The sequence below is a fragment of the Pontibacter cellulosilyticus genome, assembly GCF_014306105.1.
Classification (GTDB): domain Bacteria; phylum Bacteroidota; class Bacteroidia; order Cytophagales; family Hymenobacteraceae; genus Pontibacter; species Pontibacter cellulosilyticus.
The window spans coordinates 384,624-406,802 of the sequence record NZ_JACRVF010000001.1 but is presented as its reverse complement, the minus strand read 5'-3'; the positions used below and the strand labels follow the sequence as shown (position 1 = coordinate 406,802).

The following is a 22,179-nucleotide window of genomic DNA, read 5'->3' as shown; positions in this document are numbered from 1 at the left end:
AATTAAAATTAATATTAGAAAAGGTAACTAATAATACTTTCACACGTTAAAACCTCCTGTTCACCCTTAAAAACAATGCGTTTACCATATATAGTGATTTTACATGTATAGTAATCGCAATTGTACCGTAGAAATACGAAATGCAAATATTCTGAAACCCATATTTTACACCCTTATGACCCAATAACATTACACTTCCGCCAATAAACTAACCTTATTATTTTATCCGTGTGACAAGTCTTATTTACCTAAGCTAATGAGAAGCAGGTTAGAAGCCTGAACAGCTAGTTAAATAAACCTTAAACCCTTTAGTCCCTATTTTTATGTTACACTTTTCCAAAATTTCAACTCAAGGTAAAGATTTCAACCTAATAGCCTCCGGTGCGCTGGCCTTTAAAATCCACAACAAGATTCTGAAAGACGATTGCTTTCAGCAAGGCACCAAGATTACACGCAACATGCTACTAGGCAGTGTGCCTGCCCGATCCACCAACACAGAGCAGAAGAAAGTATTCTTCGTGATCATTTCTGATCTGGATAAAATGAATATCGAATCGCTGTGCCAGATGATCAGAGCAGAGAGAGCAAAAGGCAGCTATGCCGTATGCCAGGTGATTCCGATGTACTATAACGAGCCTTCTTTTAAAGCATTAAAAATGCTGCGCCAGAACTTTGATGAGGTAATGGAGCTAAGCAAGTTTAACCTTGGCAGCAGCAAAGCGCTTATTAGTCCAGAGCAGCAGCACTGTATTATCACTGACTACTCTGTATCTATGGCGCGTATCATGTACCATGTGTGCGTGAATGATTTTGCCTCTCACCAGAAACAAGAAGCCAGAGTAGCTGAGCCTGTTTATGCATAAATAGCTACTTTAACTATAACATATAAAGCCCTTCCCTGCACAGGAAGGGCTTTATTGTTTTATAAAGTCTATTTTCACATGACTTTATTACACTATACTTCAAAAGTTCTGCTACTCTATCCAATTGGCTTTATTCCTCAGTCTTACTTGCCAATCGTTTCATCTCTGGCTCTGGTGCCCTCAAAGCCGGGTGGCCTCGTTTCTCCGCATCGCCGCTGTGTTCCCTCCTGCCTCCGCTGAGCTTCGGCTGCCGCTAGAGCGGCACCGGCTGTCACAAGGCGGCTCTTTAAAGAGGGTCCCTACCCCCACAGAGAAACTGGGATTGACACTTCTTAGTTAGCGGCTCTGGCAATTGGCAACCAAGTATAAGTATCCTTTATTGCAACGCAGCAACGGCTTTTGCCAGGTGCACCACTGACGATTTTTTGTCTGAGCGTTCAGCGAGTTCAAAATTGTCTTGATTCTTTTGCTTACTTTTCTCATCAAGGAGAAAAGTAAGGCCCAGCCGGCGAGGCGAAAAGCAAGCGAACAGTAAAATCCCTTCCATGTTAAAACCATAAACAGAAGAAGCTTACCATTATACATTAATTCTAACAAATTCTTTCAAAGTATAACTTGTGCAATGCAGCTGCTAAGCTGTATCTTTAAACAATAGACCCATACTTATGCCTTCTGTTTTTAAGATATACTCCTCCTCTGCCGGCTCTGGTAAAACATACCACCTTACCAAAGAATACCTGAAGCTGGCCCTGCATACTTCAAACCCGGATTATTACCGCTCCATCCTGGCCATCACGTTTACAAACGATGCCGCCGCTGAGATGAAGGAGCGTATACTAGCCGCACTGCGAAATTTTAACGACGGCAACTTATCTGAAAAGGAAAAAGCGAAAAGTGAGAACCTGCTACAAAGTATAACTGAAGATCTGCAGCGTGAGTACCCTGAGGAGCAGTTGGATGTGGAAGAGGTTCGCCGGCGTGCTGCAAGCCTATTCCGCCAGATACTTTATAACTACTCAGACTTTAGCGTGAGCACCATCGACAGTTTTGTAAATAAGATTGTGCAGGCCTTTACACGAGAGTTAAATATCCCCCACAATTTTGAGGTAGACCTGGATTCGAATGCCTTGCTAAGCACTGCAGTGTCGCTATTACTGGACAAGGTAAGCGATGCCAAAGACGATATGCTTTCGCAGACGCTGGAGCAGTATGTGCTGGAGAAAGCCCGCGAAGGCAAAAGCTGGACCTTACTGGCAGATGACCTAATGGACTTTGCCAGAAACCTGCTTAACGAGCAAGTATACGAGGCTATAACCGACATTCAGCAACTGAGCCTGGAGGATTTTAAACTGGTGCGTGAGCAGTTGTTTGAGGCTAAGAAGAAAATAGAAGAAGCGGTTCAGGAAGCAGGAATGCAGGGCCTGAAGCTGATCGAGAATGCCGACCTCTCCCCTGCCGATTTTTACCAGGGCAACCGCGGAATCTGGAGCTACTTTAATAAATTCTCGCAGAAGGACATCGACCTGAACTACGGCAACAACTACGCCCGCCAAAGTATAGAAGAAGACAAGTGGTATGCCGGCAAGGCAAGCGTTTATACTAAAAGCCAGATCGATAGTATAAAGCAGCCGCTCACCGACCTGTACTACCACATCGAAAGTATAAAAGAGCAGTATGCCGGCACCTATACGTTAATCCAACAGATTGTGCCTCACCTGTACAAAGTATCGGTTTTAAACGAGCTGGAGAAATGCCTGCAGGAGATAAAACTGGACCGTAACACGGTGCACATCTCCGAGTTTAACAAGCGTATTATTGATATTGTGCTGCAGGAGCCGGTGCCATTTATTTATGAACGATTAGGTGAAAAGTATAACCACATCCTCATCGATGAGTTTCAAGACACTTCAGTGCTGCAATGGAACAACCTGCTGCCACTGGTAGACAATGCCCTTGCCTCCGGCCATTTTAGTATGGTGGTAGGAGATGCTAAGCAGGCTATTTACCGTTGGCGCGGTGGTGAAATGGAGCAGATCCTGCACCTTTACAAGAAAAGCACGAAACAGCTGTACGAGAACCGCCGCCACGGTCCGCTTATCAAAGAGCGCTACGACTCTGTAGACCAGGCGCTGCAACCGGATAACCTGAAAACCAACTACCGCAGCCGCTCCGAAATTATCGACTTTAATAACGAGTTGTTCAGCTTCATCAGCGAAGGCCATCCGGAATTTGGCATCTTCACCTCCATCTACGACGAAGATTTTAAACAGCAGGTACCAGCCGGCAGCCAGAACAACGGCGGCCATATTCAGGTGATGTTCACGCACGATGATGACGAAAACTACAAGTATGATCTGAATAACTGCCACCGCACCGAAGAACTGTACGACGGGTATTCGCAACCTAAAGTGCTGACGTACGACGAGAGTACACTTAACATGGTGCTGCAGCTGGTAACGGAGGCAATGGCCGAAGGCTATGAGCTAAAAGACATGGCCATACTTTGCCGCACCAACATCAAGAGTAAGCTGATTGCCAATTTTCTGAAAGAGCGTAAGTTCGACATCATTTCACAGGACTCACTTTCACTTCAGTTTGCCGAGGTAATTAACCTGATTATTGCCATGTTCCGGGTGTTTAACCGACCCAACGATTCTTTGGCAAAATCAGAGGCTTTATACCTGGTTTGTAAAGTGGCGCTGGAGACTGTTCCGGATGTGGGCATGACACAGACCATTGCCGATATTGCGAACGAGAAAGAGAACCAGTCGTTTTTTGATCAGCTGCGCGTGTTCGGCTTCGATGTGCAGGAGCGCGAAACCGGCAACCTGTCTATCTATGAATTAACCGAGAAACTTATTCGCATCTTTAACCTGCTGGGCAAGAACAACGAAAGCGAGTACCTGTTCCGTTTCCTGGACCTGGTGTTGGAGTACAGCCTGAAGCACAGCAATAACCTGAACAACTTCCTGGCTTATTGGGATGTGCAGAAAGACAAGCTAAGTATAAACACGCCCAAAGATCGCAACGCCATCACCATCACCAGCATACATAAATCCAAAGGACTGGCTTACCCTATCGTGATCATACCGTTTGCCGATTGGAGCACCGAACCTAAACGCGGTTCGTTGATGTGGAGCCATTTGCCGGAAGAGATAAGTGTAACTGGGAAACTGCGAAGCGTGGCTGTTAACATAAGTTCTAAACTGGAGAACACCATACTTACACAGCAGTACAGCACCGAGATAGAAAAAACCTTTATCGAGAACCTGAACATGCTGTACGTGGCCCTTACCCGCCCCATCGACAGGCTATACTTGATAGGTAACGCTAAAGACCTGCTGGATGAACGAAAAGCCCCGAAGCTGGACGGACAAGCAAAGAATGTGAGCCACTTGTTGTACCGCTACCTGGTGCACAAGGTAATGTGGGAATTCGGGGAGCATTGTTACCAGCTGGCTCAGGGCAAACCAAGTCTAAATCATAACCGCCTGGACCTTAGCCACACGTATTCACTGGAACATTTGGTGGCCAGTGACTGGGAGCAGCGCCTGAAAATAAAACAGCACGCCAACAACGTGTTCGACTTCGCAACACAGGCACAACAGCGCCAGCAAAACCGCAAACTACACTACGCACTTGCACGTATTGCCTTTGCCAATGAGCTGGAAAAGGTGCTCCGCCAGATGGTGTACGAAGGCATCATAAGCGAACGCGAAAAGCCGGACCTGCGTAATAAACTGACTAAAGTGCTAAAGCACCCAGATCTTGCCAGGTACTTCTCTGATAAAGTAGCTGTAGAGCACGAAAAAGAAGTGCTGGATGCAAGGGCTTACCTGTACAAACCTGACCGCATTGTATTCGACGGTGAAGGTGTGGTGCTGATAGAATTTAAAACACCACCGCCAGAGCCGGAACACCGTAACAGACTGGATCACTACGCGGTGCGGTTCAGACAGCTGGGCTATAAAAAAGTAAAGTGCGTGCTGTTTTACTTCGATACACAACAGGTGTTAACTTGGGCTTATGGAGGTAAACCTGCCGAACAATTGGGGCTTTCGTTCTAAATTTATACTTTAGAGCTTAGCATAAAGGAGCATCTATCCTAGTTAGCATCTTTATTATGTGCTAACGTGTTTATGAGTGGCTGATCGAGAAAAAGTGCAGCGTATAAGAGTGAAGTAATATCGGTGTAACAGCCAAGTATAAACCATGCAAAACTACAAAAACCTAAAGGTTGATTTATCCAACTGCGACAAAGAGCCTATACACATTATAGGAAGGATACAGCCTCATGGTTTTATGCTGGTGCTGGATAAAGACTCATTAGAAGTAGTGCAGGCAAGCCAGAACGTTGGCACTTACTTAGATGCTTCAGTCGAAAACTTGCTGGGTAAAACACTAGCCTCAGTCGCCTCTCTTGAAGAATATGCCATACTTGAAGGACAACTTGTCAAAGGCACTTCTGTAAGTCCGCAGGCAATTACGCTCCAACAAAAGGGGTTTTTCGGTTTTATACACAAAAGCGACAACAAATTGGTGCTGGAGTGCGAGCCAATGGATACCGCTCTGAACGAAAACAGACTTGAAAATACGCTTAGCTTTTCACAATTCCATTCAGAATTAAATGGGCTGCCAACTTTTCAGGAACAAACAAAAGCCTTGGTAAACTATGTGCAGCACCTGCTCGACTACGACCGTGTAACGCTGTACGTATTTGACCAGGATTGGCATGGCGAAGTAATAGCTGAAAAAGTAAAGCCGGGGGTACGCTCTTATCTGCACCACCACTTTCCTTCTACTGATATTCCGGCGCAGGCACGAGAGTTGCTTCTGAAGAAATGTGTAAGGCAGATACCAGATGTAGGTGCCGAAGCCATTGACATAGTACCATACTTCGACCCAAAAACCAACGCTCCCACTGACATTATCCTGTCAGAGTTGCGCAACCCTTCTGAAATACACCTGGAGTACCTCCGCAACATGCAGGTAAGGGCAACACTTTCAGTTTCCATTATTGTACAAGGCAAACTCTGGGGTATTATTGCCTGCCAGCACGAGTCTGCTAAGTTCATAAACTTCTGGAAGCGGCAAACTTGCCTGGTAACAGCATTAACGTTTGCCAATACCATACTGGCAAACCAGGAGAAAACAGACCATCAGATAATGGACCGTTATAAGGCTGTAGAAAAGAAGCTGATTGATCAGGTGATGGCAACTGAAAGTCTTAAAGAGGGTCTTTTCACACTAGACACCAATCTCCTGAGCATTACCCAAGGCCATGGGGCAGCCATGCACCTTCATAGCCAGATCTGCACAATTGGCAATACCCCTTCACAAGATCAGATAGTTGAAATTTTAGACTGGCTCTCTCAACGAGAGGCAGACCAAGTAATAGCTACTCGTGAGTTATCAAGACATATTGCCGGTGCAACTGCTTACAGAAATGTAGCCAGCGGTTTACTAGCTATTGAGATATCCAGATATAACAAAGAGTATATTCTTTTCTTTAAACCTGAAATCAAGGAAAAAAGGATTTGGGCTGGCAATCCGGATAAACCTGAACTGGGCACAAGTGAGCACATACATCCGCGAAAATCCTTTAACGATTGGGAAGAAACTGTTCGTGGCAAATCGTTGGCCTGGTCATTAAACGATATTACCATTGCCCAATTGTTGCAAAAAGATATTGTGGCTTTGCTTATGCAGGATCAAGCCAAGAGATTGATTGACCTAAATGAAGAGCTGAATGCCTCGGCAGAAGAACTGCAGATAAAAAACAAAAAGCTTGAAGACTTTGCCCAGATCATAGCGCATAACCTACGCTCTCCTATGAGCAACATCAAAGGCTTGTATGAGCTGTACAAAGCTGAGCCTACTCATGAAACAAGTGCAGAAGTAATGGAGCGCATGAGCAAGATGATAGACAATATGTCCTCTACCATCGATGAGCTGAACCTGGTGCTGCGCTCAGCCATAAAGCAGGAACTTGTGCGGGAAAACGTGCAGATATCTGAGCTGATCGAAAAGGAAAAGCAGAACCTGCAAACCTCTATACTTAAGACCAATGCTGTAATCAGAACCGATTTACAAGTATCTGCCCTGCATGTGCCTAAAGTATACTTCGAAAGCATTCTCCACAACCTGCTCTCCAACGCATTAAAGTATAGCTCAGATACCCGAAAGGCAGAGATATATGTAAGGTCATGGGCTGCTGATGAGCAAGTATACCTGTCTGTTGCTGATAATGGCCTGGGTATAGACCTGGATAAAGTAAAAACCAAGATGTTTGGCCTTTACAACACCTTTCATCGCAATAAAGACTCTAAAGGTATTGGCCTATACTTAACCAAAACACAGGTTGAGTTGATCGGAGGTAAAATTGAGGTGGAAAGCGAAGTAAACAAAGGTACAACTTTCACCCTCTGCTTCCCGGATGCTGTTGCCGTTTAGTATAGAAGAGCAACTCAGGAGAGATTTGACCGCCATTGCGCATTTATACTTTCAGTAATACGCCGCAGGCTTACCTTTTCTTCTTATCTTGGCCTTACAAAGTATAGCCATTTGGCGATCCTAAAGATCTGGCAACTTTAATGTGTGTCTCATAGCATAAGAACCAAAACCCTTGCCGATAATACTCCAGAGCTGGTTAACCGGCTTCGGAAGGCATATGCGCAGATAAACTAACATTATTACTAAAGTATAACTTATAAAACTCCTGGCCCTCCTGTTATCAGGTGAAGCCTGGGCAGAACTTATTATGGAACAACGACTGACACTTATCACCTTAGGCGTAAAAAACCTGCAGCGCTCACGCGACTTTTACCTGAACGTGTTTGGCTGGACGCCCACAGAAAGCAGCACGGAAGGCGTGGTATTCTTTCAGTTGAACGGCATTCAGCTGGCCCTGTTCCCGCAGGAGTCGTTGGCCGACGATGCCGGCGTTGATCCTTACGGCACCGGTTTTAGAAGGTATTCGCTGGCACACAACGTGCGTTCGGAGCAGGAAGTAAACGAGTTGGTGGCCCAACTGGAGGAGAAAGGCGCCCGCGTGGTAAAAAGACCAGAAAAAGTGTTTTGGGGTGGCTACAGCAGCTACATCGCAGATCCGGATGATAACCTATGGGAAATTGCCTACAATCCTTTCCTGCCTATGGATGATCATGGGAATACGAAGATGCAGTCGATCCATTAATCAAATTTATTTATGTTCAAGTTCAAAATTGTAGCATGGGTTACTGCTATATTATTACTGGCTATAGGACTTTTGATTGACTATACTTATTACACTAAATCTTCAGTTAGCGTCCTCCTACTCATAGACGGAGTAGTTCAGTTATTTATGCTGACATCAGTAGCTATTGTAATTGCTTTACTAGCTTCCATTGTACCTTATCAAAACCTGCGTTATTCATCCAAATTTAACTTTATATTACCATTTACACTTATCATTGTAGCAGCCATGAAGATCACTATGATGATAAAATATGTAGCTTAGTAATTCACTTACCCACTCATTCAAAATTAAATTACCCACGTGCAAACCTTCCTGGAGCTAACGGCGAAATACATTTACGAAAAGTATAAAGAGAACATCAGCGACCTGTGCATTGTATTGCCTTCTAGGCGGGCAAGTTTCTTCTTTAAAACAGCCTTGGCACAAGCCTCGCCTGAACCAATCTGGTCGCCGGAAGTGCACTCCATGGAAGACTTTATCCGGAAGCTGGCGAAGACGGATGTGGTAGAGCCGATAAACTTGCAGCTGGAACTGTACGACCTGATGCGCGAGCAGGACCCAAACATGGATTTCGACCAGTTTGTAACGTGGGCCGGTACTTTGCTCGACGATTTCAGCCGCATCGACCAGAATCTGGTAGACACAAAAAAGCTATTTGAATACCTGACCGAAGCCAAAGCCCTGGAGCGCTGGGATCCAAAGTTCTTAGGCAAAGAGATCTCTCCTACCCTGCGCAAATACTTCAGCCTTTGGGATAACATTGAAAAGACCTACCACAACCTGCAGAAACGCTTACTCGAGAACAAACAGGCATACACAGGTATGGCTTTCCGCAAAGTGGCCAAGGATATCGAAAGTATAGCTAAGTCGGATGAGTGCCTGCAGTTTATTTTTATCGGACTTAACAGCTTAACTGCTTCCGAAGAAAAGATCATCAAAACCTTATTGAAGCACGAAAAGGCTGAGGTACTGTTCGACAGCGATGACTTTTACATGGAAAAAAACACGCCTAACCGGGCTGGCAGCTTTCTGCGCAAGTATAAAAGCACCTGGAAATTACCGGAATGGCGCTGGCAGCAAAACCTGCTGCTGACGGATGAAAAAGAGATAAACGTGATCGGTGTGGCCAATGCCAGCATGCAGGGCAAACTGGCTGGCCAATTGCTGCAGGAGATACGCGAAAAAGACAAACACGCGCAGGTAGCTATTGTGCTGCCCGACGAAACGCTATTGCTGCCGGTGCTGCACTCTATACCTGAAAGCATCCCTACCTATAACGTTACCATGGGTCTGAGCTTTAAAGGCACTCCCCTCTTTAACTTGGTAGACCTGTTGTTTGAAGTGCACTTGACGGGCGTAACGCAGCTCAGCGACTCTGGCTACAGAGTACACCAGTACCACCACCTGTCGATTACTAAACTGCTCACGCACCCCTTTATCCGGAGGTACGAACTGCACCTGAACGATGATCCCGAGCAGGCAAAATACCATGGCATGATACAGCTGGTGCTGGAGAAGATGGTACAGGAAAATAAGGTACTCATTCGGGCAGAAGAACTGCTCGAGCTAAGCCAACACCACCCACTATTCGAGATACTGTTTAAAAGCTGGCGCGACTGCGACGACATCATCGAGTCGATGTACCAGCTGATTGATAAGCTGCGCGAAGTATACAGTCACGGCCATAACACCATCGAAACGGAGTACCTCTACATTTTCTATACTTTAGTAAAGCGCCTCGATACTATTTTCGATTGCCGTGAGCAGAAGATCTCGGTGCGGAGTTTTAAGAAGTTTCTGTACGAGCTGATCGGTCAGACAAGGCTGCCTTTTAGCGGTGAACCGATCTCTGAAGTACAGATCATGGGTATGCTCGAAACCCGTGCCCTGGACTTTGAGAACCTGATCATACTTTCGGTAAACGAAAACACACTGCCTGCACCTAAGCGCCACGAATCGCTGATGCCTTACGATGTGCTAAAACAATTTGGACTGCCAACTTACGCCGAAACCGAAGGTGCGATGGCTTATAACTTTTACCGCCTGCTGCAGCGTGCCAAGCGTGTAAACCTGCTGTATGTTCTCCCATCCGATACATACGGGTCCGGGGAGAGAAGCCGCTTTATACTTCAGTTGCAAAACGACCTGGCCCTGCGCAACTCCCGCATCACCTTCCGCGACATGACAGCCGCTGTGCAACAGGAGCAAACGCGCAAGTATGAAGAGGACATACTCATCGAAAAAGACGCCAACACCATTGCACAGCTGAAGAAGGAGCTGGAGCGCGGCCTCTACCCTTCGCACATGAACATGTACATCAACTGTTCGCTGCAGTACTACTTTACCCGCATCGCCAAAATGCAGGAGATCGACGAAGTGGACGAACAGTTGGGAGCCGATCAATTTGGTACCATTGTGCACCAGGTATTGGAGGATTTCTTTAAACCCCACGAGCAAAGCGGAGAACCTATACTTGCCGGGCATGTGGAGCAGATGCTACAGGCGCTACCAGCCAAAACTAAAGCCGAGTTTAGTAAAGTAACGCAGGGCGCCAAACCGGAACGCGGCATGAACTACCTGCTGTATAAAGTGGCCGTGGAGGTGCTGGAAAAATACCTGCAAAAGCTCAAAGAATCTGACGAACTGCCGCTGTACGTGCTGCGCCTCGAAGACACTCTGGATGCTATACTTCCGGTGCAGGTAAACAGCGAAATACTGCAGGTGCGCATAGCTGGCAAAGCAGACCGCATCGATCTTACAGGTCACGAACTTCGTGTGATAGACTACAAAACGGGTAAAGTAGAAAAGAGCCAGCTGAATGTGAAGCCGGAGGAACTGGAACTGCACTTTTTAACCGATGCAAAGTATGGCAAAGCACGTCAGTTGTGGCTCTACGAGTATATATTGCACCGCACACTGCAACGCGACCCAGGTAAGATTCTGCGCAATGCACCACACGTTTCCCCGCAGAGCATAGACCCGAAGTCAGGCATTATCTCATTCCGTAACCTGGACGGTGGTGTACTCTCCTCAGAATTTAATTTTGAAAGCCTGGGCAATGATTTTGTAGCTGCCTCCGAAAAGCTCCTGACTGACTTTGTAGAACGCTTATTAGACCCGACAGAGCCAATTCAGAAAACTAAAGACCTTGACGTTTGCCAGTGGTGCGCCTATAGGGGAATTTGTGCAAGGTAAGTCATACATTAATCGGGCATAACTTCCTTATTCGATATTTTCTCTAAAAGCTTTTCCGGCTATACTTATGTACCTTTGTGTTTTCTATGTAAATAGCAGGATTTTAAGTGCGAAGTATACGACTAACTTTTTTGATTCAGTCATTTTTAGTAATATCGCTTTGCCCAAGTTCGTTTCTTAACAAAATCACAGTTTTGCAGAAAGTCTTTTTACCTTTATTACTCCTTCTTTTAACCCTACAGGCATTCGGGCAAAGCACAATGCTGCGCGTAGAGGCCATGCAGGGCGACGGCATTTATACTTTACTGCGCAGGCACGGCATTTCTACGTCACAACTTTCAGAGTTTATCCAATTAAACAAAGATAACTTAGGCGAAAACAACAGCCTTTATGTAGGCAGAACCTACATTTTACCAGGCAAATCGGACATCGTTGCTTCTACTACAGCAGTTGCCACTGCTAAACCAATTGAGGCTACCGCTAGAGTCAAAAAAGTGCCTTTGTTTGGTAAAAAGTATGAGCGCGTGGAAGTACTCGACAATAAGTTGCAGGGTGCAGTTTACTACCTAGTAAGCGGTCACGGCGGTCCGGATCCTGGGGCGGTGGGCAAATATGGCCCTTATGAACTTGCCGAAGATGAGTATGCCTACGATGTGACTATCCGACTGGCACGCCGGCTGATGGAGCATGGGGCAACAGTTTACATGATCATTCAGGATAAAAAAGACGGCATACGGGATGATAACATTCTGAAAATGGACCGGGACGAGGTAAACTACAGCGGCAACGCCATCTCCCTTAGCCAGGTGCAGCGGCTACGGCAGCGGGTAAACTCCATCAACTCGCTTTATGCCAAACATAAAGGTGCTTACCAGCGCATGCTCTCCCTGCACATTGACAGCCGCAGCGAACGCAAAAACATCGATGTGTTCTTTTACCACCATGAAAACAGCGAAGACGGCAAAAAGCTGGCAGAAAACATACACTCCACTTTCACGAACAAGTATAACCGCCACCAACCGGAGCGCGACTATTCCGGCACTGTATCACATCGCAGCAGTTTATACGTGGTAAAGTATAGCCACCCACCAACCGTTTTCATAGAACTTGGCAACATCCGTAACGACCTGGATCAGCGCCGTTTTGTAATCCCCAACAACAGGCAGGCCTTGGCTAACTGGATCTGCGATGGCATAATTTCTGACTACCGGAACAAGTAAACCTTCTATATTCCTGATTGTAGATTGTCTGCGCCTATACAGCTTAATCGGCACTGTTCTAACTGGAAGCAAAATAATTATATAAGTTTATATAGATTATCTGTACAATCCTGTCTCTATTCAAGCTGCTGCAGTTTTAACTTAATTCATTGACCTGCAATACATAAACATTTAGCAATTGCTTCCGTTTTATATAAATGAACATTTATTCATTTAAATGAAATACAATTTTATAATTGCTAAAACTACTACAACTATGAAGAAGAACTTAACTACATTGTTTTTTTTGGTGGCAGTATGCTTTACTGCTAACGCACAGGTTACCGATGAAATAAGAGAGCGTAGACCACAAACTACAGCTCCTGTTTCTTCAGATGCTGTAAGAGAAGGTAACTGGATTGTTGGAGCCAACATTGCCGATATTGGCATGAACTTTAAATCTGACTTCTTTACACTTAATATCAACCCTAGAGCTGGCTACTTTTTAAGCGACAACGCAGCCATCGGTACAGAGGTACAATTAGGGCTGGATATTTATGACGGAGGAGAGACTTTTCGTTATGGCATTACTCCTTTTATTAGATACTATTTTCCGGAGGGAGCTGCACCAACCCACCGCTGGTTTGGCGAAGCCATAGCCGGTATTGCCGGTAGCTCTGAGGAAGACAGCGATGGTGATTCGGTTTTCTCAGGTGTATTAGGTTTAAGAGCTGGCTACGCACATTTTGTGGCACAGAATGTAGCCCTGGAAGGTATACTTGGTTATACCCGGACCAGTGCAGATATATCTGTAGGAAGCGGCTCATCGGGGCTTAACTTAGCATTAGGACTTCAGGTATACTTGCCTGCCCGAACAAGGTAAAGAAACTAGTTCCTTAAAAAGCCGCTGCACATATCTGTGCAGCGGCTTTTTTGTGCTGCATAGCCACTTAAATCGGGTGACATATATTCTATTCGCTGCTGCAGAAGAAAACATAAACAAAGCTTTCAGAATCATACTTTTTCTATATACCTTTCAATTTAAAAGTATACACCACATTAACTTAGTACTATGGAAGCTGTTCAGACTGCCCTCGAAACAGAAGAACTTCTGCTTGTTCCGTTAACATTGGAGCAAATGGAAAACTTTAATGAGAATCCTGAAAAAATAACCGCCTCACTTGGCGTCAAAGACCATACTCTTTTCAATCCGCAACCGCTCTATAACCTAAATTCCAATTTTATTCTTCCAAGGCTGCGCAAAGCCTCTTCCACAGATCAAGCTTATAATACGCGTTGGTTGGCCATCTCAAAAGACCTTAACCGTGTTGTTGCCGACTTTCTCATCAAAAAAGGACCTGACGAAGAAGGAGAGATTGAAATAGGCTATGGCGTTTATCCAAAGTATGAGCGCAAGGGCTGGATGACCAAAGTGGTAGCTGGCTTTTTGCAATGGGCACAGGACCAGCCGCGCATAACAACCGTTATGGCCGAAACAGCTAAAGAGAACATCTCTTCGATTAAAGTGCTGCAGAAAAACGGGTTTATACTTAGCCGTGAAACAGAAAAGTTTTTTTACTGGCGGAAGAAGGTTGATTAGATCAAGATTATAACTAGCCTTTGCCCATACTTACTACTAATATAAGTATAACTTTTAGCCGGACGCTATGGAAGAACAGCACCATCAACTACAGCTAAAATTTTTAGGAGGCGCCGGTACGGTAACTGGCTCTAAGATTCTCCTTAAAACGCAAAAGCACCAGGTGCTGATAGACTGCGGTCTTTTTCAGGGATTAAAGGAGTTGCGCCAGCTAAACTGGAAAAAACCGCCGCTACCTGTGCCTGAGTTGGATGCAGTTATACTTACCCACGGCCACCTCGACCACTGCGGTTACCTGCCGGTGCTGGTAAAGTATGGCTATGACGGCCCAATCTACGCCACAGAACCAACCCGAGATGTGACTGAGATCATACTTCGGGACAGTGCCAAAATTCAGGAGAAAGATGCACAGGAGGCCAACAGGTATGGCTACAGCCGCCACCACCCTGCCAAACCGCTTTACAACATGCATGATGTTGAGCGCACTTTGCCCCTGTTCAAAGTCCGGCCGCAGGAAAAATGGATAGAGCTAAATGAAAAGATAAAGTTCCGGTTCAGGAACAGCGGGCACATACTTGGCTCCTCTTTCGTAGAGTTGGAATGCCATGGGCAGCGCTTTGTTTTCTCCGGGGACCTTGGCCGGCGCCAGCCGCTGCTGATGCACCCACCTGCCCTGCTACAGCAAACCGACTACCTGGTGCTGGAATCTACGTACGGCGACAAACTGCACAGCAGCACCTCACCCTACACAGAGATAGCCGACATTGTTAACCATACTTACAGCAAGGGTGGCACACTTGTCATCCCGAGCTTTGCCGTGGAGCGTGCCCAGGAATTGCTGCTTATACTTAACACCCTGCGCTACGACAAAAGTATACCGGCTATCCCGATTTACCTTGACTCCCCGATGGGCATTAATGTAACGGAGCTATACCTGAACTACAGCGACTGGCACAGCCTGAGTGCCGCCGAATGCCGCACCATAATGCACGATGTGCACGTGATACGTGATTTTGAACACTCGCTGCATGTGCTCGATACCCATGGGCCTAAAATTGTGATTGCAGGAAGCGGCATGGTAACTGGCGGCCGTGTGCTGTACTACCTCGAGCAGCTATTAGGGGATAAAAAGAACACGGTGCTATTGGCTGGTTTTCAGGCGCCGGGTACCCGCGGCAACCTTTTAGGCAGCGGCTCCAACGACATTAAAATACATGGCCGTTACTACACCGTATATGCCGAAGTAAAGCAGATCGGTTCCCTCTCCGCCCACGCCGACCAGGCTGACCTGCTGTGGTGGTTAAGCAACTTGACGAAAGCGCCTAAACGTATTTTCCTGAACCACGGTGAGACACAGGCCAGCGGAACGCTGCGGTTAAAAATCAGCGACACGTTTGGCTGGAACGTAACTATTGCCAAAATGGGAGCAAACTACGATCTGTAGCACAAACCTTTTCAAATCAGTCCTTTACAAAAAGCCGCTTGTCAAATTCGAAGGGTGCTGAGTCGAGTAATTTTACTTTGCTAAAGTCCGGGTGGCGGGGATTGATGAGGTAATTATGGTTGCCTTGTACAGTGGCTGAGGGTACTTTCAGGATGAGGTGCTTTTCTTCAAGTATAAAATTATCGCCTAACTCCTGCGTAACATTGGCGTGCGGAAACGTCTTCCACACTTCAGGCAGTTCCTCCAACTTTATTTCGGGCAATTCTTTAAAATCGGGCAACTCTATACGCACCAGACAATAATCCAGTGGTACAATGCCAAGCGGCATGTGCACGGCAATCTCTACGGTGCAAAGCGCAATCGACTCGCTGGTGTAGAGCATCGGAATGCCTTTGCTGTTCCAGCGTCCGCCGGCCAGCTCTGCCCCTTTACCTGATAAGTCGTTTCGGAATTTGCTTCTGCTAAGGCGATAAACGATCATGCCAATACGCCGTGTTCTATGCGCGTGAGTTCATCTTTTAATAAGCCGATGCCAAAGGTGTTGTCGAGGAGTTCTTTAGGTTTGATACCGCCAAGAGCTACGTTCTTCGCCTCCAGCCAGGCATCAAAATTCGCTTTGTCGCCAAACACCTCCACGCCTTTGTTGTACACCAGCGTTATCTCCAGTATCTTTTCAGAGTGGAGCGGATCAAACGTGCGCTTCTCCTTTTTGTAGCGCTGAAAGGTTCGCTCTGAAAGGTGCAGATAACCAGACCATTCGGCGGTACTAAAAGGGCTCTTATCAGCTATACTTTGGAACAGCGCATACTTTATCCCCTCCCGCACGGTGCTTATCAGCATAAACACATCGCGATCATCAATTAACTTATAGCTAAGTCCTGCTCCGATTTCTAAGGCCTGTCCCATGGTTGTTTTAATTTTATACTCAAATATACGAAACTTGTCATAAATAAAACGCCATTTGTCGTAAATAAGTTTTTTTGGAGTCCGAGGCAAGTATAAATTAGCCTGCCAGTTCATTAATAGACTGCCTGATGCGGCCGATCCAATGTGACCAGGTGCGGGCAGAAAAGTATAAAAACACCAGTGTTAAGCCGGCCATGCAAGCAAGTATAGCCCAAAGGCGCACATCCATACTCACAGAGGAGGTAAAGTATACCCAAAGGGCCACGCTGAACAGTACCAGGGAGGTTAGTGAGAAGACTTTTGCGCGCTGCAACTGCGCCAGGAAATGCTGCAGCGACCCTAAAATATTGTCAGCGCTAACAGCCTGCTTTAGTGTAAAGAAGCTGTACAGGTTACTGCCCAGGTAAAAAGCAACACCCATCACCAAGGCCACCGATGCATAGGTAGGTTTGGTATGCCCATCGAACATATCATAGAATACAAATAAGAGTACGGTCATGGCTATAGCTTCTATCAGCAGCTTTGTCCTGATGCGGCCTAAAACCGGGTGCTGGCTTATTTTAGTCATGTGCTCCAGCTGTTTCAGGTGCAGCTGCTCTTGTGTGCCGGCCTGTTGCCAGCTTTGCTTTAGTTGGTTAAGATCCATGGCTGTGTGTTATAATAAGGTTCATTAATTTGTTTTTGATCCGGTTTAGCCTCACTCCTACGTTGCCCTCACTTATACCCAGCACATCGGCCATCTCTTTATAAGACATTTCTTCCAGGAACAATGTAACCAGTGCCTTTTCACCGTCATTTAGCTGCTTAAGTGCTTTAAACAGTTGCTCCTGCTGGTCGTCTGCGTAAGTTGAGCTTTCACTAAGTATGTCGGGCAGGGTGTCGGTGTAGTTAATTTTCAGCGTTGGTTTGCGGAGCGATGCCAGTGCCGTGTTCAATGCTATCCTGTACATCCAGGTGCTTATGCTTGCCTCCTGCCTGAACTTTGGGTAAGACTTCCAGAGTTGGTACACCACTTCCTGGAACAGGTCTTGCCTGTCTTCGGGAGTATCTCTGTAGAGCCTACAGATTTTATGTATGATACCCTGATGCTGTGAAATCAACTCCAGAAATGCGTCTTTCATTTTCAGATCATGCTTTGTTCAGCCTTATTAGTTGTGGCTGTTTCAATTTTATTACAGATAAGTTAAGAAAATATTTCCGGTACAGGCTATAAGGCGCTCTGCCTAGTTTTTAGGGGTAAATAACACTCCAATAGCACTATTTTTGAACGACGTGCGTTAGTACCCAAAACCAAAGCAAAAGAACATGCGATATTGGATAGTGGCGCTTGGTTTACTAACCGCAGGAGTAAGCTCCTGTAACCTCCCAAACGCCCTTACAAAACAAAATCAGGTACAGCAGGTAACGCAGCAGCCGGCCCTTACGACGGCTGATGTTATTCCGGTGAAGAAGCCAAAAACAAATGCCCAGAAGGCTAGTCAGCAAAAATTCCTGAAAAACAGCACCAAACGCTTTAAAAGCAAAGGAGCAGCCGCAAAGTATTATGTATTGCAGGCGCAACGCAACTTTAACCAGGCTAAACTCGATTCGGCTAGTTACCTTTTTGGCCGCGCCTGGCTCCTCGATAGCACCAACAACGACATATTGTGGGGCTACGGCAAAGTATACGGCGAGAAAAAAGAGCACGACAAAGCCCTGTTTATACTTTACCGCGCACTCGAAAAAGACCCCAAGAACCCACAATTGTTAGCCGATGTGGCCACTAGTCATTTAAACCGATTTTATGTTACCAGCACACCCGAAGACCTGCTGCAAAGCAAAAAGCTGCTGCAGGAGGCGGTTAAGCTAAACCCGAAACAAAAGACGGCCTACTATAAACTGGCTGTAAACAGCTACTACCTGAAGGAGTACGACATGGCCTGGAAGTACCTGCACCTGAGCACTGCCGACAAAAAAGCAAAGGCAGACAAAACGTTTGTGACGGCCCTGCTGGAGAAGCAAAAAGACCCGAAAGGAGTTTATACCCGTGCAAGGATGCAATAAGTTTGCTATTAAAGTACCATTGCTTTAAATTTATAGCGTTGCATGTACGTAACACTAACCTACCTTTTTAAGATGAGAAGATTATTATTTGCCCTTGCAGTAGTTCTTTTTGCAGCGAACACTGGTTTTGCGCAGGAGCAGCAGACCGAGCAAAGCTACCTGGTGCAGCCAATGTTCGGTAATAAGCCAAAAACGGAGTCACAGCAAAAGAAAGACGAACGTTTCCTGACAAGCTGCGACAAAAGCTTTTTGAACCGCCAGGAGGCAAGCCAGTTCTTTATGGAGCGCGGCTGGGAGTACTACAATGAAGGTCAGATAGACACGGCGATGTACCGCTTCAACCTGGCCTGGCTCCTAGACCCGAATAACAAAGACACTTACTGGGCCTTCGGACTGATCTCAGCATCTAAGGATAAAAATGAAGAGGCGATTACCTACTATGAAAAGGCAAAGGGTTTAGACCCAAAGAACTCTATGCTGCTTTCTGATCTGGCTACCTCTTACCTAGCTGTGTACAGAGAAGGCAAAAAGAAAAAGAACCTGAAAAAGGCAAACGAACTGCTAAACGAAGCCGTTACAGCAGAGCCACAGAATGCCTATGCGCTGTATAACGTCTCGCTGGTAAAGTTTTATGAGAAGAAGTATACCGATGCCTGGGATTACCTGCACAAGAGCCGCATGCTGAACATGGCCGTGATCGATTATACTTATATATCTGAGCTGGTTGAAAAAATGCCGGACCCTCAGGGCTTCTTCAGATCATCTGACGGAGCAGAAGCTGTAAAAGAACAGCAATAGCTAACAGGCCCCGGTACAAAGCCGGGGCTTTTCTTTTGCATCTTTCGCAAGATTCGGGTTGGTATTTTGCCCTGCTTTTTTGTTTTTTGAAGTATGAACCACTACGAGACTATTGCTGGCGCTTTGGCCTACATCAGGTCAAAAGCCTTAAGTCAGCCAAGCCTGGACGAACTGGCCGAGCAGGCCTGCATGAGTTCCTTTCATTTCCAGCGGGTTTTTACCGAGTGGGCCGGTATCAGCCCTAAAAAGTTTCTGCAGTACCTTACCCTGCAGCATGCCAAGGCAGTTATGGCACAAACAGAAAACCTGGCTGAGGCTGCTGATCGTTGCGGTTTGTCCGGTACCAGCCGTCTGCACGACCTGTTCTTAAGTATAGAAGGTATTACACCGGGCACCTTTAAAAGCCAAGGAGCACAATTACAAATCAAGTATAGTATAAACACCTGCCAGTTCGGTCAATATATAGTAGCGTCAACAGACGTGGGTGTTTGCCACCTTCACTTCTTCCAGGACAGAGACGCTGCTTTGCAGGAGCTACTGCAGGCCTGGCCAAAGGCGGACGTAATTTGTGCATCTGATGTACAGCATGAGCAGGTACAGGAGTTCTTTCAAAACACAGCACCACTAAACTCAAAGATCAGGCTGCACCTGCAGGGCACGCCGTTTCAACTGAAAGTATGGGAGGCACTGCTGCGCATACCGGAGGGTCACCTTACTTCGTATGCCAACCTCGCAAAGCATATCGGTCAGCCAACAGCCAGCAGAGCCGTGGGCACAGCTATTGGCAGCAACCCAATCGCATTCCTCATCCCTTGCCACCGGGTAATTAAAAGTGTGGGCGGCATAGGCGAGTACCGCTGGGGCAGCGAGCGCAAAATGGCCATGATCGGTTGGGAAGCTGCACGAAACCAAGTACAGATTGAACAGCAGCCGGAGCAACTTTCAATGTTCTGAGTAACAGTATAAATAATTCTATTTTTTCCGGGATGGCATGCATATTTTGCTATATTTGTTCATCAGCCAAATGCACATAAATAGCCAAAGTATAATACCATATGAAAAAGAATTTACTCAAAGCGTCAGTCTTTCTATTGGCAGGAAGCATGGCCATGTCGTCTTGCGTAGTATCTAAAAAGAAGTATGACGATCTGCTAAGCCGTAAAAACACTCTTGAAGTAGAGAAAGCCGACCTGGAGAAGCAGAAACTGACACTGGAGCAGCAAAAAGCAGCCCTGGAAGAGGAAAAAGCAAGCTTAGAACAAGCAAAAGCCGAACTGGAGCAGCAGAAACTCGAGTATCAACAGAGCCTGGCGCAGGCCCTGAAGGAAGGGAAAACGTTAGGTGAGAACCTAAACATGAGCAAAACGCAGATTGAGCGCCTTAACGCCGACCTGAAAGCCCGTGAGCAGCGCCTTGCAGAGTTACAGCGCATCCTGGATGAAAAGGAAAGAGCCGTAACAAACCTGCGTAACAAGGTAACCAACGCCCTGCTTGGCTTCAACGACAAAGACCTGACCATAAACGTGCGCAACGGCAAAGTATACGTAAGCCTTGCCGAGCAGCTACTGTTCAACTCCGGCTCTACCAAAGTAGATCCTAAAGGAGAAGAAGCACTTCGTAAACTGGCGGCCGTACTTAAAGAGCAGAAAGACGTGAATGTGCTGATAGAAGGCCACACGGATGATGTTCCGATTGCGAGAGGAACTGTAGGTATGCAGGACAACTGGGACCTGAGCGTATTGCGCGCCACAGAGATCACCCGCATCCTGACCAACGCAGGCGTAGATCCTACCCGCGTAACCCCATCCGGCCGTTCGTTGTATGTACCACTGGATGAAGCCAAGACAAAAGAGGCACGCCAGAAAAACCGCCGTACCGAAATTATCCTGACTCCTAAACTGGATGAGCTTTTCCAGATCCTGGAGACAACCTAATTTATACTTTTATACTTACACAAAATGCCAGCCCCTACTCAGCGGCTGGCATTTTTTTATTTTCATAGTTTTACTTGCGACTACTGCTGCTTCAGAAACACATAGAGCGCCTTTAGCTCTGTGTCTGTATATGCCTTTGTCATTTGCCACGGCATTTCTTCGTTCTTCATTTGTTTGCCTTCTGGCGTAGTGCCGGTGCGTAGCGTCTGAATGAACTGCTGTTCAGACCAGCGGTCAACGCTGCCCGATGCAGTTATATCAGGATACGGTTTCATACCGGGCACCTCAGACTTACCTCCCTTAAAATTTTGCTTATGGCAGCCAGAACAAGATACTGCCAGGTATTCACCATATACAGCATTTGGCAATGCCTCAACAGCAACAGGTGCAGTATATGCATGATCTATGTGTTCAGCAGAAATAAGCGGAATCTGTCCTAAAGCGGAAAGAATGGTGCCTAACGGCCTGAGCTTTACCGGAGGAACCTTATTGTTAACAGGCGGCTGATTCATGCAATAAGCAATCAAGGCGCTGATATCTTTATCGGACAGCTTATAAATCTCCTGTGATGGCATGATCAGCAATGGTTTGCTTTCCTTATTAATACCGTGGCGCAATGCGCGCAACCAGTCTTTTGAGGTGTAATCTTTCGGCAGGCCGCCTTCACCATACGTAATGTTAGACCCACCAAACACACCGACAGCCAGATCATCAAACATCACTTTGCCGCCTAAATCTGGTCCATGGCAATCAGCACAGCCTTTGATCGTATACAGGTGCTCGCCTTGAACTAACAGAGCAACATCCGTATTAAACGCTATAGCTCTCGGCTCTATAGCGTATGCTTTCTCAATACGGGCATTTAAGGAGTAGAACAAGTAGAGGTATGCGAATACAGAAAGCGTTACAATCAATACCAGCACCTTTAGAGTAATCTTTGCTATTCTCTTTATCATGGTT

The 22,179-nt window shown here is 46.3% G+C and carries 19 protein-coding genes; 13 read left to right on the top strand and 6 right to left on the bottom strand.

Annotation, left to right across the window (positions count from 1 at the left end; genetic code table 11):
* The first annotated feature begins 323 nt into the window (after positions 1 to 323).
* Positions 324 to 863, top strand: a complete 540-nt coding sequence (locus tag H8S84_RS01745; RefSeq protein WP_187065555.1) for a hypothetical protein — start codon at positions 324 to 326, stop codon at positions 861 to 863.
* A gap of 376 nt (positions 864 to 1,239) precedes the next feature.
* On the opposite strand, the gene H8S84_RS01740 is transcribed toward H8S84_RS01745, so the two are convergent.
* Positions 1,240 to 1,410: a hypothetical protein gene (locus H8S84_RS01740; RefSeq protein ID WP_230407014.1), complete on the bottom strand. Its 171-nt coding sequence runs from the start codon at positions 1,408 to 1,410 to the stop codon at positions 1,240 to 1,242.
* A 118-nt stretch (positions 1,411 to 1,528) separates the two neighbouring features.
* Between H8S84_RS01740 and H8S84_RS01735 the strand changes: the two genes are divergently transcribed.
* The 8 genes from H8S84_RS01735 to H8S84_RS01700 all read left to right on the top strand — a co-directional run bounded on the left by H8S84_RS01735 (position 1,529) and on the right by H8S84_RS01700 (position 15,538).
* Complete coding sequence (locus tag H8S84_RS01735) at positions 1,529 to 4,930, top strand: UvrD-helicase domain-containing protein (protein WP_187065554.1); 3,402 nt, start codon at positions 1,529 to 1,531, stop codon at positions 4,928 to 4,930.
* A gap of 145 nt (positions 4,931 to 5,075) precedes the next feature.
* The gene (locus H8S84_RS01730; protein WP_187065553.1) at positions 5,076 to 7,316 is read left to right on the top strand and encodes an ATP-binding protein; all 2,241 of its coding nucleotides are present in this window, start codon (positions 5,076 to 5,078) and stop codon (positions 7,314 to 7,316) included.
* Between the two features lie 307 nt (positions 7,317 to 7,623).
* The gene (locus H8S84_RS01725) at positions 7,624 to 8,058 is read left to right on the top strand and encodes a VOC family protein (protein WP_187065552.1); all 435 of its coding nucleotides are present in this window, start codon (positions 7,624 to 7,626) and stop codon (positions 8,056 to 8,058) included.
* Between the two features lie 342 nt (positions 8,059 to 8,400).
* Entirely contained in the window at positions 8,401 to 11,295 is a 2,895-nt protein-coding gene (locus H8S84_RS01720) for a PD-(D/E)XK nuclease family protein (protein ID WP_187065551.1), read from the top strand.
* A gap of 194 nt (positions 11,296 to 11,489) precedes the next feature.
* Entirely contained in the window at positions 11,490 to 12,515 is a 1,026-nt protein-coding gene (locus H8S84_RS01715) for an N-acetylmuramoyl-L-alanine amidase family protein (RefSeq protein WP_230407013.1), read from the top strand.
* Between the two features lie 256 nt (positions 12,516 to 12,771).
* On the top strand, positions 12,772 to 13,377 hold the full coding sequence (locus H8S84_RS01710) for a hypothetical protein (protein WP_187065550.1): 606 nt from the start codon (positions 12,772 to 12,774) through the stop codon (positions 13,375 to 13,377).
* Positions 13,378 to 13,566: 189 nt separating this feature from the next.
* Positions 13,567 to 14,094, top strand: a complete 528-nt coding sequence (locus tag H8S84_RS01705) for a GNAT family N-acetyltransferase (RefSeq protein ID WP_187065549.1) — start codon at positions 13,567 to 13,569, stop codon at positions 14,092 to 14,094.
* A 67-nt stretch (positions 14,095 to 14,161) separates the two neighbouring features.
* Positions 14,162 to 15,538 carry an MBL fold metallo-hydrolase RNA specificity domain-containing protein gene (locus tag H8S84_RS01700; protein WP_187065548.1) on the top strand — a complete coding sequence of 459 codons (1,377 nt, stop codon included), beginning with the start codon at positions 14,162 to 14,164 and terminating at the stop codon, positions 15,536 to 15,538.
* A 16-nt stretch (positions 15,539 to 15,554) separates the two neighbouring features.
* On the opposite strand, the gene H8S84_RS01695 is transcribed toward H8S84_RS01700, so the two are convergent.
* The 4 genes from H8S84_RS01695 to H8S84_RS01680 form a co-directional block, all read right to left on the bottom strand.
* Entirely contained in the window at positions 15,555 to 16,019 is a 465-nt protein-coding gene (locus H8S84_RS01695) for an RES family NAD+ phosphorylase (protein ID WP_187065547.1), read from the bottom strand.
* Positions 16,016 to 16,444, bottom strand: coding sequence for a type II RES/Xre toxin-antitoxin system antitoxin (gene parS, locus H8S84_RS01690; RefSeq protein ID WP_187065546.1), 429 nt, complete (start codon positions 16,442 to 16,444; stop codon positions 16,016 to 16,018). The genes H8S84_RS01695 and parS overlap by 4 nt, the downstream gene beginning before the upstream one ends.
* 97 nt (positions 16,445 to 16,541) lie before the next feature.
* Positions 16,542 to 17,090, bottom strand: coding sequence for a hypothetical protein (locus H8S84_RS01685; RefSeq protein ID WP_187065545.1), 549 nt, complete (start codon positions 17,088 to 17,090; stop codon positions 16,542 to 16,544).
* Positions 17,080 to 17,565: an RNA polymerase sigma factor gene (locus tag H8S84_RS01680; RefSeq protein ID WP_187065544.1), complete on the bottom strand. Its 486-nt coding sequence runs from the start codon at positions 17,563 to 17,565 to the stop codon at positions 17,080 to 17,082. The genes H8S84_RS01685 and H8S84_RS01680 overlap by 11 nt, the downstream gene beginning before the upstream one ends.
* Before the next feature lie 184 nt (positions 17,566 to 17,749).
* Here H8S84_RS01680 and H8S84_RS01675 point away from each other — a divergent pair, with 184 nt between their 5' ends.
* The 4 genes from H8S84_RS01675 to H8S84_RS01660 all read left to right on the top strand — a co-directional run bounded on the left by H8S84_RS01675 (position 17,750) and on the right by H8S84_RS01660 (position 21,219).
* Positions 17,750 to 18,487: a tetratricopeptide repeat protein gene (locus tag H8S84_RS01675; RefSeq protein WP_187065543.1), complete on the top strand. Its 738-nt coding sequence runs from the start codon at positions 17,750 to 17,752 to the stop codon at positions 18,485 to 18,487.
* Between the two features lie 72 nt (positions 18,488 to 18,559).
* Positions 18,560 to 19,285, top strand: a complete 726-nt coding sequence (locus tag H8S84_RS01670) for a tetratricopeptide repeat protein (protein WP_187065542.1) — start codon at positions 18,560 to 18,562, stop codon at positions 19,283 to 19,285.
* A 93-nt stretch (positions 19,286 to 19,378) separates the two neighbouring features.
* The gene (locus tag H8S84_RS01665; RefSeq protein ID WP_187065541.1) at positions 19,379 to 20,239 is read left to right on the top strand and encodes a methylated-DNA--[protein]-cysteine S-methyltransferase; all 861 of its coding nucleotides are present in this window, start codon (positions 19,379 to 19,381) and stop codon (positions 20,237 to 20,239) included.
* Positions 20,240 to 20,340: 101 nt separating this feature from the next.
* Positions 20,341 to 21,219 carry an OmpA/MotB family protein gene (locus tag H8S84_RS01660; protein WP_187065540.1) on the top strand — a complete coding sequence of 293 codons (879 nt, stop codon included), beginning with the start codon at positions 20,341 to 20,343 and terminating at the stop codon, positions 21,217 to 21,219.
* 80 nt (positions 21,220 to 21,299) lie between these two features.
* Here the strand turns inward: H8S84_RS01660 and H8S84_RS01655 are convergent, their stop codons facing one another.
* The gene (locus H8S84_RS01655; protein WP_187065539.1) at positions 21,300 to 22,175 is read right to left on the bottom strand and encodes a c-type cytochrome; all 876 of its coding nucleotides are present in this window, start codon (positions 22,173 to 22,175) and stop codon (positions 21,300 to 21,302) included.
* Positions 22,176 to 22,179 lie beyond the last annotated feature (4 nt).

Bases quoted from the DNA above. Each gene is read 5' to 3' on its own strand.
- H8S84_RS01745 (WP_187065555.1), top strand. From the start codon at position 324: ATGTTACACTTTTCCAAAATTTCAACTCAAGGTAAAGATTTCAACCTA.
- H8S84_RS01740 (WP_230407014.1), bottom strand. From the start codon at position 1,410: ATGGAAGGGATTTTACTGTTCGCTTGCTTTTCGCCTCGCCGGCTGGGC.
- H8S84_RS01735 (WP_187065554.1), top strand. From the start codon at position 1,529: ATGCCTTCTGTTTTTAAGATATACTCCTCCTCTGCCGGCTCTGGTAAA.
- H8S84_RS01730 (WP_187065553.1), top strand. From the start codon at position 5,076: ATGCAAAACTACAAAAACCTAAAGGTTGATTTATCCAACTGCGACAAA.
- H8S84_RS01725 (WP_187065552.1), top strand. From the start codon at position 7,624: ATGGAACAACGACTGACACTTATCACCTTAGGCGTAAAAAACCTGCAG.
- H8S84_RS01710 (WP_187065550.1), top strand. From the start codon at position 12,772: ATGAAGAAGAACTTAACTACATTGTTTTTTTTGGTGGCAGTATGCTTT.
- H8S84_RS01705 (WP_187065549.1), top strand. From the start codon at position 13,567: ATGGAAGCTGTTCAGACTGCCCTCGAAACAGAAGAACTTCTGCTTGTT.
- H8S84_RS01700 (WP_187065548.1), top strand. From the start codon at position 14,162: ATGGAAGAACAGCACCATCAACTACAGCTAAAATTTTTAGGAGGCGCC.
- H8S84_RS01695 (WP_187065547.1), bottom strand. From the start codon at position 16,019: ATGATCGTTTATCGCCTTAGCAGAAGCAAATTCCGAAACGACTTATCA.
- parS (WP_187065546.1), bottom strand. From the start codon at position 16,444: ATGGGACAGGCCTTAGAAATCGGAGCAGGACTTAGCTATAAGTTAATT.
- H8S84_RS01685 (WP_187065545.1), bottom strand. From the start codon at position 17,090: ATGGATCTTAACCAACTAAAGCAAAGCTGGCAACAGGCCGGCACACAA.
- H8S84_RS01680 (WP_187065544.1), bottom strand. From the start codon at position 17,565: ATGAAAGACGCATTTCTGGAGTTGATTTCACAGCATCAGGGTATCATA.
- H8S84_RS01675 (WP_187065543.1), top strand. From the start codon at position 17,750: ATGCGATATTGGATAGTGGCGCTTGGTTTACTAACCGCAGGAGTAAGC.
- H8S84_RS01670 (WP_187065542.1), top strand. From the start codon at position 18,560: ATGAGAAGATTATTATTTGCCCTTGCAGTAGTTCTTTTTGCAGCGAAC.
- H8S84_RS01665 (WP_187065541.1), top strand. From the start codon at position 19,379: ATGAACCACTACGAGACTATTGCTGGCGCTTTGGCCTACATCAGGTCA.
- H8S84_RS01660 (WP_187065540.1), top strand. From the start codon at position 20,341: ATGAAAAAGAATTTACTCAAAGCGTCAGTCTTTCTATTGGCAGGAAGC.
- H8S84_RS01655 (WP_187065539.1), bottom strand. From the start codon at position 22,175: ATGATAAAGAGAATAGCAAAGATTACTCTAAAGGTGCTGGTATTGATT.